Annotated in this window: 13 protein-coding genes; 4 read left to right on the plus strand and 9 right to left on the minus strand. The window is 64.0% G+C overall.

The features are described from left to right. Positions 1-21: 21 nt before the first annotated feature. The 3 genes from AC0L3S_RS25360 to AC0L3S_RS25370 all read right to left on the minus strand — a co-directional run bounded on the left by AC0L3S_RS25360 (position 22) and on the right by AC0L3S_RS25370 (position 1731). Positions 22-729, minus strand: a complete 708-nt coding sequence (locus AC0L3S_RS25360; protein WP_473282019.1) for a glutathione S-transferase — start codon at positions 727-729, stop codon at positions 22-24. A gap of 78 nt (positions 730-807) precedes the next feature. Beyond that, entirely contained in the window at positions 808-1488 is a 681-nt protein-coding gene (locus AC0L3S_RS25365) for a lectin (protein WP_473282021.1), read from the minus strand. A 57-nt stretch (positions 1489-1545) separates the two neighbouring features. Beyond that, complete coding sequence (locus tag AC0L3S_RS25370) at positions 1546-1731, minus strand: hypothetical protein (protein WP_473259236.1); 186 nt, start codon at positions 1729-1731, stop codon at positions 1546-1548. 120 nt (positions 1732-1851) lie between these two features. Between AC0L3S_RS25370 and AC0L3S_RS25375 the strand changes: the two genes are divergently transcribed. The 4 genes from AC0L3S_RS25375 (at position 1852) to AC0L3S_RS25390 (ending at position 5378) form a co-directional block, all read left to right on the plus strand. Beyond that, complete coding sequence (locus AC0L3S_RS25375; RefSeq protein WP_473259239.1) at positions 1852-2865, plus strand: NrtA/SsuA/CpmA family ABC transporter substrate-binding protein; 1014 nt, start codon at positions 1852-1854, stop codon at positions 2863-2865. A 182-nt stretch (positions 2866-3047) separates the two neighbouring features. Next, a complete protein-coding gene (locus tag AC0L3S_RS25380; RefSeq protein WP_240543214.1) occupies positions 3048-3704 on the plus strand; it encodes an ABC transporter permease in 657 nt (218 codons plus the stop codon). A 20-nt stretch (positions 3705-3724) separates the two neighbouring features. After that, positions 3725-4564, plus strand: coding sequence for an ABC transporter ATP-binding protein (locus AC0L3S_RS25385; RefSeq protein ID WP_473282064.1), 840 nt, complete (start codon positions 3725-3727; stop codon positions 4562-4564). Positions 4565-4652: 88 nt separating this feature from the next. After that, positions 4653-5378 (plus strand): Crp/Fnr family transcriptional regulator, encoded by a 726-nt coding sequence (locus AC0L3S_RS25390; RefSeq protein ID WP_473282023.1) that lies wholly within the window; start codon positions 4653-4655, stop codon positions 5376-5378. Positions 5379-5388: 10 nt separating this feature from the next. On the opposite strand, the gene atzF is transcribed toward AC0L3S_RS25390, so the two are convergent. From atzF to fliQ, 6 genes are all read right to left on the minus strand, one after another. Continuing rightward, positions 5389-6774: an allophanate hydrolase gene (gene atzF, locus AC0L3S_RS25395; protein ID WP_473259244.1), complete on the minus strand. Its 1386-nt coding sequence runs from the start codon at positions 6772-6774 to the stop codon at positions 5389-5391. Positions 6775-6941: 167 nt separating this feature from the next. Continuing rightward, positions 6942-7946: a Tim44 domain-containing protein gene (locus tag AC0L3S_RS25400; protein ID WP_473282025.1), complete on the minus strand. Its 1005-nt coding sequence runs from the start codon at positions 7944-7946 to the stop codon at positions 6942-6944. A 205-nt stretch (positions 7947-8151) separates the two neighbouring features. Continuing rightward, on the minus strand, positions 8152-10734 hold the full coding sequence (gene cckA / locus AC0L3S_RS25405) for a cell cycle histidine kinase CckA (RefSeq protein ID WP_473282027.1): 2583 nt from the start codon (positions 10732-10734) through the stop codon (positions 8152-8154). Positions 10735-10888: 154 nt separating this feature from the next. Continuing rightward, on the minus strand, positions 10889-11968 hold the full coding sequence (flhB, locus tag AC0L3S_RS25410) for a flagellar biosynthesis protein FlhB (RefSeq protein WP_473282029.1): 1080 nt from the start codon (positions 11966-11968) through the stop codon (positions 10889-10891). 11 nt (positions 11969-11979) lie between these two features. Then, on the minus strand, positions 11980-12750 hold the full coding sequence (fliR, locus tag AC0L3S_RS25415) for a flagellar biosynthetic protein FliR (protein ID WP_007602155.1): 771 nt from the start codon (positions 12748-12750) through the stop codon (positions 11980-11982). Positions 12751-12767: 17 nt separating this feature from the next. Continuing rightward, a complete protein-coding gene (gene fliQ, locus AC0L3S_RS25420) occupies positions 12768-13031 on the minus strand; it encodes a flagellar biosynthesis protein FliQ (RefSeq protein WP_007612284.1) in 264 nt (87 codons plus the stop codon). Between the last annotated feature and the right edge of the window lie 19 nt (positions 13032-13050).

The following is a 13050-nucleotide window of genomic DNA, read 5'->3' on the forward strand; positions in this document are numbered from 1 at the left end:
CCCTCGGCACCTCCGGACCGGCTAACCATCCAATTCGCGGTAGCGGCGGAAGATGCCCTGCTCGTTGAAGGCAATGCGGCGGCGGCTTTCGAGATAGGCCTTGATGTTCGGCCGCGTCGCGACGCGCTCGTGCAGGCCGACGAGGCCCGGGATATCGGCCTCGAACGCCTTCATCCGCATCGGAAACGCATAGCGTAGTCCCGCGACGAGCTGGAACAGCGAGAGATCGACATAGGTCAGATTGCGGCCGGTGACATAGGCGCCGCCATTGTCCTGAAGGAGCTGCTCGAAATAACCGAGATATTTCGGCACGCGCTCGCCCCAGAAGTCGGCGGTGCGCTTCTTTGCCGGCGGTTTCTGATCTTCGTAGTAGAGCGAAGGCCCGAGCGGGTGATGGGTGTCGTGAATCTCGACCACGAAATCGGTGATCGTCAGCTGGAGCTGATGCACCCAGAGTTGACCCGCCTCCGACTTCGGGGCGAGGGCGTGGCGGGCGCCGAGATAGAGCAGGATGTTCGCGGTCTGGCCGATGACGAGCTTGCCGGCTTTGAGGAACGGCGGCGCAAAGGGCGGCGTGCCCTTGTGCGCGTCCATCATCTTCATCATCGCAGCTGTGCCGCGTGGGCCACGCGCCACGTCGACGTAAGCCGCGCCCGCCTCCTCCAGCGCCAGCCGCACATATTCACCGCGGCCCTGGATCTCGGGCCAATAATAGAGCTCGTATTTCATGGAAACTGTCCGTGATTGCGTTGCGGCAAGTCTAGCACGCAACCACGAACTCCATGCCGGTGGCGAGAGTTCCGCGCCTCAATTCGACGCGAAGCAATACAGCAGGCCGTCGCCGCCGGTGCTCTTCAGATCGGCCTGCGAGCAGCCGCCATCGGGACCGCGCGAAGGATGCGAGCTGTTCCACGATTTCGACGGCTCGTCATCGCGCAGGCCTTGACGGTCGGCGTGGCCAACGACCGCCGCGCCTTGCGTGCTCGACGTCCAGTTCTTGCAGGTCTTGTCGTCACCCGCGGGAAATGCGCTGCCGTCGGCTTGCGAACCCGTGAGAATGTCGTGCCGGTTCGGCGTGTCGCCGCGGCCGTTGATGACCTCGCCCTTCTCGCTGAGCGCGGTCTGCTTGGTGAGGTTGTTGGCCGCCCCGTGCAGGTCGACAACATCCTTGGCGATCACAGCACCCTTGGCGTTCTGCCACGGTCCCTTGCCGATGCGGTCGCGCGCGTTGACGGCCGGCTTGCCGTCGGCCGCCTGCGTGGAGAGATAGGCGCGCCAGGTTTTGCTGCCGGCGCCGCCTGCCTGGGCCAGCTTCTGGCACTGCGCATCGGCCCCCTCCAGACCGCCGAGATCGGCGCCCTTGCCCGGCCCGTTGGAGGTGACGAAGAACGTCATGCCGGCCGATTGCGCCTGCGCCGATGGCGCCGCCAGCAAGGCCGCAGCGAGCGCGAGGCCTGAAATCGTCACGGTTCTCTCAATGCGGATCATCCTGTCCTCCCTTTGTGTTGTCGTTGGCCGCCAGATTTCAACCCGACGCAGGCCCACTTATTCCGATGCCGCGATGCGAGACGCCCAAAGAAAATGGCCAAATGCAAGAAGCACGATGTCCTGGTTTTTCATGTCGTCTGCGATCAGTTGGTCAGCGGGATCGCCGACGATTCCCAGCCGCTTCCCGACTGCCATGTCGATTAATTGCTTCCCGGGACAAGGGTGCCGGGCGAGCATACCCAATGGGCCGATCCTCAAGTGATCGTCCAGGGTAGGACGCGGGGGACTGTGGCGGGACCGTTCAGGGCGGTATCCGCGATCACATCGGGGCTGCGCAGGGCGCGGCACAAGGGGGAGATCGTCATGCACCGGACCACCATCCGCCCAATCACGACAATTGCCGGCCGTGCCACCCTTTGCTGCCTTGCCGTCGGTCTTTCCATCGGTCCGAACTGCGCCTTGGCCGCGGAACTGCTCAAAGCCCGACTTGCGCAAAACCTCGGACCGATCTCCGGCATTGCGATCGTCGCCAAATCGAAGGGAATCTTCGAAAAGAACGGACTGGACATCACGGTCTCGAACTTCACGTCCGGCAAGCAGTGCCTGGACACGGTGATCGGGGGTGGCGCCGACGTTGCGACGACGGCCGAGGCGCCGGTCACCGCTTCGGCGATGGCAAACCAGCCCATCGCGTTCGTCGCCGGCATGGAATATTCCGATCTCAAGACGCTGGTCGCGGCCAAGGCCGGCATCAAGACCAAGGAAGATCTTCGCGGCAAGCGAATAGCCTTCACTGCCGGCACAGGCAGCGAGGTTTACACGGCGACCTTGCTGAAGTCGGTGGGATTGACGCCCAAGGATGTCACCCTCGTCAATCTGCGGCCGCAGGAGATGCTGCCGGCACTTGCAGCCGGAAGCATCGACGCGTTCGACACCTGGGAGCCCCACGTCGCCAACGCGAAGAAGGCCCTGGGCGAAGCCGTTACTGAGGTCGATACAAAGGGCACCTACTCCGAGACGTTCAATATCGTCGTCATGAAGTCCTATCTGGACGCCAACCCCGTGCTGGTTGAGAAATTCATCGCTGCACTGATCGATGCCGAGATCTGGATGAAGGCACACCCGGATGAAGCAATTACGACAGTGGCGGACGCAGTCGGAATGAAGCGGGACGAACTCGCCCCGATCTGGGCCGACTATGTTTACCGGGTGCGTCTCGATGACCGGCTGATCGAGATTCTGAAGACCCATTCCGCATGGCGCCTCGAGAGCGGCAACCATCCTCCGGGAGCGGCGATGCCCGACTTCAGCAAGATCATCGTCACCGAGCCACTGAAAAAGGTCGACCCCGCACGCGTCACCCTGTCGTGGAAATAGGCACCCGCGCGGCCATGCAGGAAGCCACTTCAGCGGGACGCGATATTGCCATCCGCGCTGGCGGTCGCGCTCGGCGGCCGAATTCAGTTCGGCTTCGCCGCCTCAATATTCTGGTCGGGGCGCTTTCGCTTCCCTTGTTCATTGGGCTCTGGGAACTGATCTCCCGTTCGGGGACCGTCAACATGGTGCTGTTTCCACCGCCGACGGTGGTTGCTGCGGCCGTGCTTGAGTGGATACGAAGCGGACAGTTCTTTAGCGATCTGTTGGCCAGCCTCTTTCGCGTCACCACGGGATTCATCATAGGCGGCGCGCTCGGCATCCTGCTCGGTGTTCTCACCGGCCAATTCCCCGTTATCTCGAGCTTGCTGTCCCCGCTATTCCATATCTTGCGGCCTATTCCGCCGATTGCGTTCGTGCCGATCGTCATCCTCTGGTTCGGTCTGTCGGAGGCGGGAAAATTGTTCCTCGTCGTATGGGGCGTATTCTTCACGGTATGGCTTTCGACTCACATCGGCGTGCAGAAGGTCGACCGTGGTCTAATTCGGGCCGCGTTGATGCTCGGCACGCCCCGACGGCAGATGCTGCAGGAGATCGTACTGCTGGGCGCGCTTCCCTACATTGTGGTCGGGTTGCGCACCGCCGTCAGCATCTCCTTCTACACGCTTGTCGCGGCTGAACTGGCCGGCGCTTTCGCCGGCATTGTCTACAGGATCGAGATTGCGCAGCAGAATTTGCAAACGGGCCAGGTCATGGGCGGGCTCGCAGCGCTCGGGTTGATGTCGTTCATAGCCGACCGGCTGTTTGCGGCTCTTGCCGAACGTATCGTCTGGTGGCGCTGATGTCGGGATCTCGATCGGGTATGAAACTGGTGCTGGCAAGTTCGCCTGCCTCCGTCGAATCGGCGCGGAAACAACCGGCCATTCAAGTCTCGAACCTGAGCATCGTCTTCGACACCAAGCGCGGGCAAATCATCGCGGTCGATCGCGTTTCGTTTGACGTGGCGCCTGGCGAGTTCGTTTGCATCGCCGGTCCCTCCGGCTGCGGCAAGTCGACGGTGCTCAATACGATCGCCGGGCTGGAAGTGCCGTTCGAAGGCGAGATCCTGGTCGAGGGCGCGCCCGTCTACAGTCCGCGTCCCGATGTCGGCATGGTGTTCCAGCAGCCGCATCTCTTTCCCTGGAAGTCCGTCCGCAGCAACATCGCCCACGGTCCCAGGATGCTCGGGAAGTCCAGGACGGAAGCGTATGCCATCGCCGACGATCTGATCGCGATGGTCGGCCTCAAGCGTTTCGCCGACGCTTACCCGAACACGCTGTCCGGCGGCATGCAACAGCGCGTGGCGATCGCGCGTGCGCTGGCCAATCAGCCCCGTGTGCTGCTGATGGACGAGCCCTTCGGGGCGCTCGACGCACAGACCCGCACGGTGATGCAGGACAATCTGCTGGCGCTGCGCGAGCGGATCAAGGCGACAATCGTATTCGTGACGCATGACATCGATGAAGCCATCGTGCTGGCCGACCGCGTTCTCATCATGAGCGCGGGACCCGGCCGCATCCTGCGCGAAGTCGCGGTCAAGCTGCCGCGCCCACGCTCGAGCTCTGTCATGGTCGAGCAAGTTTATCTTTCGCTCAAGAAGGACTGTCTCGACGTCATCCGCGCAGAAGGGTTGCGGGCGTTCAATCAGTCGGACGCGGACTGACCCGGAGCCCGCGGATCGTGCAACGGACCGCAGCGGGCTGGCATGGTTCTTGAATAATGGATGCCGGGTCTCACATGCGGAGCCGGCCATGCACAGGGCGAACAGCGCGATAGCGGCAGGTGTGATGCTGGCGGAGTCGGACGATCTCGTCAGACCGCTGCCCGGCTTGCTGGACGGTCTCAACCGGGCTGATTGCAATCGTTTGCGTGCGATCGGGCGCGAAAAGGTCCTGGAAGCCGGCCAACTGGTTTGGTCTCAGGGCGACGCACAGGCCGGAATCTACCTGATCAGCGAGGGGCGCATACGCAGCTACTATGCGGCACCGTCGGGGCGGGAAGTCACGCTCGCCTATTGGTTTCCCGGCAACTTCGTCGGAGGGCCCGACATATTCGGGACGGGCCCGCACATGTGGACATCGGTTGCGGCCGAGCGCAGCCGGTTGACGTTCATGCCCGGACCGGCGCTGCGGCGGCTTGCGCTGGAATGGCCGACGATTGCCGTCGCCTTGCTGGATGCCCTGGCATTCAAGGCGCGATGCTATTCGGCGATGGCCCAGATGCTGGGGACGCGCTCGGTGACCGAGCGGTTGCACAGCCTGCTGATCTTCCTGTCGCATGTCTACGGCGTGAAGCGCGACAACGAGGTCGTCGTCGGCATGCCGTTCACCCACGGTGATCTCGCCAACCTCATCGGATCCACCCGCCAATGGGTGACCGTGCAACTCGCGCGGCTCCAGGACGAAGGCGTGATCAGATACGAAAGATCCGTGATTTCGATCCTGGATGTTTCTACGCTCGGGCAGGCAATGGGATAATGTCCGCCCTTTAGCCGCCAGACTTCAATTCGAATGCCGATCCGTCTGCGCCAGCCTCGAATCGCCGTGCCAGTCCGATCAGCGCGCGATCGTGCCAGGCCGGCGCCAGCAGGGTCACGCCCATGGGCATGCCGTTTGGCAATTTCGCATTCGGAACGGCGACGCCGCAGAGATCGAGTAGATTGGCAAAGTACGAGTAGTAGCCCAGACGATTGTTGAGGGTGATCGGATCGCGATGCATCTCCTCAAGTGTGAACGGCCGCGGTGCAGTCGGAACCACCAGGGTGTCGATGCCGGCAAAGATTGCTTCGGCGTCGCGGCGAAGCCGGTGCAGCCGGTGAATGGCGCCAAACGTGTCGATCGCCGAATAGCCGGCGGCTGAGCCCAGCACGGTCCTCGTGACATCAAGCAAGGAGCCGGATTCGACGTCGATGAGCGAAGCGATGGCGGAGTGCCGCTCCGCGACCCAGGGACCGCTGAACATCAACTCCCCGGCCTGGCGGAATGGGGCGAAGTCCACCTCGATCGCCGTTCCTCCGATATGAGCAAGACGTTCGCAGGCGCTCTCGTAGAGTTCGCCGCATTCCGACATGCCGAAGCATTCGAGATCTGCTGGCGCAACGCGGCCGAACCGGAATGATGCCGCCGCCCCGTTGGCGGGGAAAAAGGTTCTGGGCAGGCGGCTGTAGGGATCTTCGAAATCAAACCCTTCGATGATGTCGAGGATTGCTTCGCCGTCGCTGACGGTATTGCAGAATACCGACACGCAATCGATCGTCGGACAATTCGGCACCAGGCCACGTGATGACACCAGCCCAACGGTCGGCTTAATTCCGACGACGTTGTTGAATCCGGCAGGTATGCGCCCCGAGCCGCCGGTATCGGTGCCGAGCGCAAAGGCGACGTGCCCGGCCGCCACGGCGACCGCGGAGCCGGAACTGGAGCCGCCCGCAACATAGCGCGCATCGGCAACCGACGCGCAGGGGCCATGGGGCGAGCGCACGCCGGATAGGCCTGTGGCGAACTGATCGAGATTGGTCTTTCCGAGGCAAATTGCGCCGGCTGCGGTGAGGCGTTCGACGCTATGAGCAGAATGCCAGGGCGTGTAGCTGAACGCCGGACATGCGGCAGTGGTCGGCATTCCCGCGACGTCGATATTGTCCTTCACACCAAATGGAATGCCGAGCAGCGGAAGATCCTCGCCCGTCCGCGCGCGCGCCACCAGCTTATGGCATTCTTCGAGTGCCTCCTGCCGCGGACGAAGATAGATCCAGCAATTGCGGTCGCGCTCGGCCTCGATCCGGTCATACGCGGTTCCGATCGCCTCCAGCAGCAACGACGAACTCCTGGCAATGCCTTCGTAGTTTGTCCTGAGGCGCGCGACACACTGGCTCACGGAATATCTCCACATCCAACCGGCAGGCGCGAAATTGCGGCAGCGCTGCGCGGCCAACAAGCAATTAAGTGCTTCGCCCAAATGGCCGCCTGACCGGAAACGCGCCGCTCAAACAAAAAGGGCGCCGTGCCGAAGCACGACGCCCTCGTTTGTCGCTATACGCGCGATCAGTTGGTCTGCTGGATCGCCGACAATTCCCAGGCGCCGCCCGGACGTCGGGCAAAGGTCCAGACTTCGGTGGCCTCGCCCGGCTGCTCGCTGCCGGCGACAATTGCGCCGGTATTGCGATCGAGCGTCTTGTCGGTGAGCGCGAAGCGCAGCGCCACCGTTGCGTAATCGGTCTCGCCTTCGCGCCAGGCTTCCGCGAGGTCGCCCTGCAGCAGCTTCACGCCGCTGACCTTGTTGACGACATTGCGCGCGCGGTTCTGGCCAAGGTCCTGCTCGAAATAGGAGACCATTTCCGGCGTCGCCAGCGTGTGCAGCTTGGCCACGTCCTCATTCGACCACGCGGTCTGGACATCGCCGAGCAGGCGCTCGAACGCTTCATAGTCGTCCGGCTTGATCTCGAGCGGCGCGTTGTTGGCACCGAAGCCGAAGCCGCCGCCAAGACCGCCACCAAGGCCACTACGATTGTTCGCCTGCGGTCCCGGACCGGCACCGGCGTCAGCGTTGGCATAGGCCGCCTGCGGGGTGTGGCGGCGCTGCCACCAGGACATCGCCAGCCGAACCACGAGCACCACGAGCACGATCTGGATGATCAGGCCGATGATCGACGACAGGCCGCCGAGCCCGCCGAACAGGCCACCGCCGAACAGCATGCCGAGCAGGCCCGCGCCGAGGAACCCGGCCGCAAGGCCGCCCAGGAAACCGCCGCCGCGGCCGAACAGGCCGCCGCGCGCAGGTGCGGCGGCAGCCGAATTCATGCCTGCGCCCGGCTGGGTGTAGGTCCGATTGAACTGCGAGGTCGAGCCCGGCGCGGTCGTGGTCGACGGCGGGGCCGAATAGGTGCGCGAACCGCGCGAACCCGACGACATGCCGCCACCGACGCGCGCGTCGGCGGACGAGATCGCCAGCGCAGTCGGCAGCGCAAGCGCCAGCACGACGGCAATCGTCTTGAAGATGCTGCGGGAGCGTTGCGAGAAATTCATGTTGGTTTCCCAGATCCCCGGCATGGGGACGTGCCCCTAAGATGGGCAGCCTTCCGTAAAAAGGAAGCCACTATCGGAACTTATGGCTGCGGCCCTCAGTCGCGGGGATGTGGCAAAAGCCCATCTTTGGCGGCAGCTTGGCCGCGCGTGCGAAGGAGCCGCGGTCGCGGGTTACCGGCGCTTTTGCGACAGCAAATTCCGCTTTTCCGTCGTCATCGCGTTGAGGCCCTTACCCCGCCTTCGCCATCGTCTCCTTCACGGCCGCCACGAGCTGGCTGAGCGTGAACGGCTTGGGCAGGAAGTCGAACTGCTGGCCTTCGGGCAGGCTCTTCTCGAATGCGTCTTCGGCGTAGCCGGAAACGAAGATGAACTTGATGTCGGGGTTTTTCTCGCGCATCGCCTTGAGCAGCGTCGGGCCGTCCATCTCCGGCATCACGACGTCGGACACGACGAGATCGATTCCGCCGCTCTGCTCTTCCAGCACCTCGAGCGCCTCGACGCCGTTCTCGGCCTCGACCACGGTGTAGCCGCGCGAGCGCAGCCCGCGTGCGTTGAGCGCGCGCAGACCCTCCTCGTCCTCGACCAGGAGGATGGTGCCCTGTCCGGTGAGATCGGTGCGGGGCTTGGCGTCGGCTGCGGACGCCGCCTCCTTCGCGGCACCATTGCTGGTGCCAACGACCGGCGCCGGCTGCTCGACCTGCACCTCCGGCTCGGCATGATGGCGCGGCAGGAAGATGTGGAAGGAGGTGCCCTGCCCCGGCTCGGAGTCCACGTAAATGAATCCGCCGGTCTGCTTGACGATGCCGTAGACGGTGGAGAGCCCGAGGCCGGTGCCCTTTCCGACCTCCTTGGTCGAGAAGAACGGCTCGAATATCTTGTCGCGGATGTCGGCGGGAATGCCGGTACCGGTATCGGCGACCTCGATCCGCACATAGTCGGCGGCCGGCATGCCCTTGTAGGCCAGCCTGGCCGCTTCCTCGGTGGTGACATTGGCGGTGCGGATGATCAGCTTGCCGCCGTCGGGCATGGCATCGCGCGCGTTGACCGCGAGGTTGACGATGACCTGCTCGAACTGGGAGACGTCGACCTTGACCGGCCAGAGATCGCGGCCGTGGATGGTCTCGTGCTTGACCTTCTCGCCGATCAGGCGACGCAGCAGCATGGCGAGATCGGAGAGCGCATCGCCGAGGTCGAGCACCTGCGGCCGCAGTGTCTGCCGGCGCGAGAACGCCAGCAACTGCCGCACCAGCGTGGCGGCCCGCGTCGCGTTCTGCTTGATCTGCATGATGTCCTGGAACGACGGGTCGGTCGGCTTGTGCGCGTTCAGCAGGAAATCGTTCGCCATCATGATGGCGGAGAGCACGTTGTTGAAGTCGTGGGCGATGCCGCCGGCGAGCTGGCCGACAGTCTCCATCTTCTGCGACTGGTTGATCTGGTTCTCCAGCGCGCGCCGCTCGGTGGTCTCGAGCATGTGCACGATGGCGACTTCGGCGTCGTTCTCGGCCGCATCCACCGGCGTGACGAAGAACTGGCCCCACCGCTCTCTGGTTCCTTCGAGCGCCACTTCGACCGGCGCGACGTCGGCCTGGCCCTCCGCGGCCTGGTTGATGGCCGCGATCAAAAGATGCCGGTCGCGCGAATTGACCGCGCGGAAGATCGACTTGCTGGCGCTGTCGAGCCCCAGTGCCTGCCCCAGCTTGGCGTAGCGCGCATTGGCGCGCACGACATTGCCGCCGCGGTCGACCGTCGCGATCGCCATCGGGGTATGGTCGAAGAAGCGCATGAAGCGCACTTCGGCGGCGCGGTCGGGATCGCTGCGCTCGTCGCGGGCACGGCTGATCACCAGCGTGCGCGACGGGCCCGGCGCGCCGTCGGCGCCAAAGGCGAGCTTGTGATAGAGCCGCACCGGCATGGTCTTGCCGGTACGCATGCGCAGGTCGATGTCGAAGACTTCCGTCTTCACCTCGCCCGGCACTGCCACAATCGCCGTCAACAGCGAAGCGCCGTCGCCGGAGACGATGTCGGTGAGCTTCAGCCCGCCCGAGCCGATCTCGGCAAGGTCGTAGTCGAGCCAGTTCGCCAGCGTCGCATTGACATAAGCGAGCTCGCCGGCCGGATTGACCGAGAAGAAACCGCAAGGCGCGTGATCGAGATATTCGATCGCGTGCTGGAGTTCCTGGAACACGTCCTCCTGGCGCTCGCGGTCGCGGGTGATGTCGGCGATCGACCACACCGCGTATCTCGTCTCGCGCTTGCCGGTGCCGAGGGGCCGCACCCGCATGCGCAGCCAGCGGCCCTGGCTGCCGTCATTGCCGGAGATGCGCACCTCTTCCTGCTGCCGCTTGCCTTCGCGCGCGGCTTTCAACAGGCGGAACACCGCCTCGGAGACGTCGGGGTTGCCGATGAAGACGCGCTCCACGGGGCGCACGTCCTGCGGGCCGGCGGCGCCGGTCAGCGTCAGATAGGCCGCATTGGAATAGACCACATGGCCGCGCGGGTCGGTGACGGCGAGGCCGTCGAAGGCGTGGTCGGCGATGCGCCCCATCACGGGATCGTCGAGATTGCGGTCGACGAAGCGGATGATGCCGGCGGCGAAGGCGAACAGGTTGAAGAGGCCGACCATCGCCAGCACGGCGAGGATGCCGAGGATATAGGGCTGGGCCTGCGCGCGCCCGAGCGTCATCAAGCCGACGGCAACGGCGACGAGGCCGGCGGCCACCAGCAGCACCAGCGCAATGCTGCCCGAGCGCGGCGACGGCTCGTGCGCCGCAACGGGCTCGCGTGTGAGGTCGTGGTCGGTCTCGGCAGTCATCTCAAGCTGGCACAGCCTGTCGGCAGAGAATCAACGCGCTACAGGGCGCGCAGGGTCCTCCCTGCCTGAATCGGACCCGCAGGCGCAAGGGCAGCAGGGGCGAAAGGTACGCTGATTCCCAGATTACGGCCATTTCCAGTACTTTTCAGGGGTTTTATTGCCGGCTGGCACCAAATCCGCTCTTCAGACGCATGACGTAGCCGATGACTTCGGCGACCGCATGGTAGTGCTCGGTCGGGATTTCCTCGTCGATCTCGACGGTGGCATAGAGCGCGCGGGCGAGCGGCACGTTCTCGACGATCGGGATATCGTGCTCGCGCGCGATCTCCCGGATCTTGAAAGCGAGGTTGTCGACGCCCTTGGCGACGCAGATCGGGGCCGACATACCGCGCTCGTAGGACAGCGCGATCGAATAGTGGGTCGGGTTGGTGATGATCACGGAAGCCTTGGGAACCGCCGCCATCATGCGCTTCTTCGAGCGCTGCTGGCGCAGCTGCCTGAGCTTGCCTTTGATGTGCGGGTCGCCTTCGGACTGCTTGAACTCTTCCTTGATCTCCTGGAGCGACATCTTTTGCCGCTGGAACCAGCTGCGATACTGGAAGAAATAGTCGCCGATGGCGATGATCGCGAGCGCCGCGACCACCGCGCCGAGCAGATGAATGGTCAGGCTGGTGGAGGCGCCGAGCAGGGCGGCCGGATCGAGCCTGACCATCGCCTCCATGCGATGCCGTTCCGGCCACAGGATCGTGGTCATGACCGCGCCGAGCACGATCAGCTTGCCGAGACCCTTGAGGAAGTTCGCCGCCGCTTGCTTGCCGAATATGCGCTTGAGGCCTTCGGCAGGCGACAGCTTGCTGAATTTGGGCTTGAGGGATTCGGCCGACCAGACCAGGCGGTGCTGCAGCATGTTGCCGGCAATTGCCGCCAGCACCAGCATCAGCAGCGGCACGCCCATTGCCGCGAGCACAGCGACTTCGATCTGCTGCATCAGGGCGAGCAGCGCCCTGCCGTCGGTCTTGATCATCCAGGAATTGGCGAGCAGGTTGCGCATCGGCGCCAACAGCCCGCTGCCGACCGATCCCGAGAAGCTCGAAACCACGAGCGTGGCGCCCGCGATCATGAACCAGGTGTTGATCTCCTGACTCTTGGCGACGTCACCGCGTTCGAGCGCCTCTTCGAGACGTTTTTGCGTCGGGTCTTCTGTTTGACTCTCTGGATCGTTGTCTTCCGCCATCGATCACCCGGTCACTTGAGTGGCATCATCTGGTGCATGACACCGATGAAATAGTCGAGATAGGTGCCCATCATCGCCGTGAGCACGACGGCGAGCACCAGGAAGCCGGCGAAGATCGAGAGCGGCACGCCGACGAAATAGACTTGCATCTGCGGCATCAGCCGCGCCAGCACGCCGAGCCCGATGTTGAAGACGAGGCCGAACACCAGGAATGGTCCGGAAAGTTGCAAGCCCAGGCGGAACGCGGCGGCAAAGGCGCGCGTCGCCAGCGCGGCGACATCGCCGCTCGACACAGTCTCGCCCGGCGCGAAGATCGTGTAGCTGTCGTTCAGCGCCGCGATCACCAGATGATGGCTGTCGGTGGCGAACAGCAGTGTCACCCCCAGGATCGTCAGGAAGTTGCCGACGAGCACGCCCTGCTGTCCCTGTGTCGGATCGACCGAAGTGACGAAGCCGAGCCCCATCTGCTGCGCGATCACGGCACCGGCAACCTGCAGCGCCGATAACGTCACCCGCGCGGTCGCCCCCAGCACGATGCCGATCACGATCTCATGCAGCATCAGGACCAGCAGCGGCGCGATCGAGCCCATATCGACCTGATAGGCGTTGCGATGCAGCGGCAGGATGATCAGCGTGAGCAGCAGCGCGATCGACAGTTTGATCCGCGTCGGGATATTGGTCTCGCCCAGGCCGGGCAACAGCATCACCATCGCGCCGACCCGGGCAAAGGCGAGCATGAAGGAGGCGGCAAGCGCCGGCAGCAGCGAGACGTCGATGCGCATGACGGGCGCATTGTGCCTCAGCCGCCGATGATTCGCGACGATATCCGCAGCATGTGGGAATGCAGTGCGTCGGCCATGAACGGCAAGGCCAACAGCATTGTGGCAAAGATGGCCAGGATCTTCGGCACGTAGATCAGCGTCTGCTCCTGGATCTGCGTCAGCGCCTGGAACAGCGACACGACGACGCCGACCACGAGGCCGACCACCATCAGTGGCGACGACACGATCACGATGGTCCAGATCGCATCACGCGCGACGTCGAGGGTTTCCGGTCCGGTCATTTCGCAGTTCCTTTGTCTT

The organism is Bradyrhizobium sp. Ken01, assembly GCF_055807355.1.

Bases quoted from the DNA above. Each gene is read 5' to 3' on its own strand.
- AC0L3S_RS25385 (WP_473282064.1), top strand. From the start codon at position 3,725: ATGAAACTGGTGCTGGCAAGTTCGCCTGCCTCCGTCGAATCGGCGCGG.
- AC0L3S_RS25390 (WP_473282023.1), top strand. From the start codon at position 4,653: ATGCACAGGGCGAACAGCGCGATAGCGGCAGGTGTGATGCTGGCGGAG.
- AC0L3S_RS25400 (WP_473282025.1), bottom strand. From the start codon at position 7,946: ATGCCGGGGATCTGGGAAACCAACATGAATTTCTCGCAACGCTCCCGC.
- flhB (WP_473282029.1), bottom strand. From the start codon at position 11,968: ATGGCGGAAGACAACGATCCAGAGAGTCAAACAGAAGACCCGACGCAA.
- AC0L3S_RS25375 (WP_473259239.1), top strand. From the start codon at position 1,852: ATGCACCGGACCACCATCCGCCCAATCACGACAATTGCCGGCCGTGCC.
- cckA (WP_473282027.1), bottom strand. From the start codon at position 10,734: ATGACTGCCGAGACCGACCACGACCTCACACGCGAGCCCGTTGCGGCG.
- AC0L3S_RS25380 (WP_240543214.1), top strand. From the start codon at position 3,048: ATGGTGCTGTTTCCACCGCCGACGGTGGTTGCTGCGGCCGTGCTTGAG.
- fliR (WP_007602155.1), bottom strand. From the start codon at position 12,750: ATGCGCATCGACGTCTCGCTGCTGCCGGCGCTTGCCGCCTCCTTCATG.
- AC0L3S_RS25365 (WP_473282021.1), bottom strand. From the start codon at position 1,488: ATGATCCGCATTGAGAGAACCGTGACGATTTCAGGCCTCGCGCTCGCT.
- fliQ (WP_007612284.1), bottom strand. From the start codon at position 13,031: ATGACCGGACCGGAAACCCTCGACGTCGCGCGTGATGCGATCTGGACC.
- AC0L3S_RS25360 (WP_473282019.1), bottom strand. From the start codon at position 729: ATGAAATACGAGCTCTATTATTGGCCCGAGATCCAGGGCCGCGGTGAA.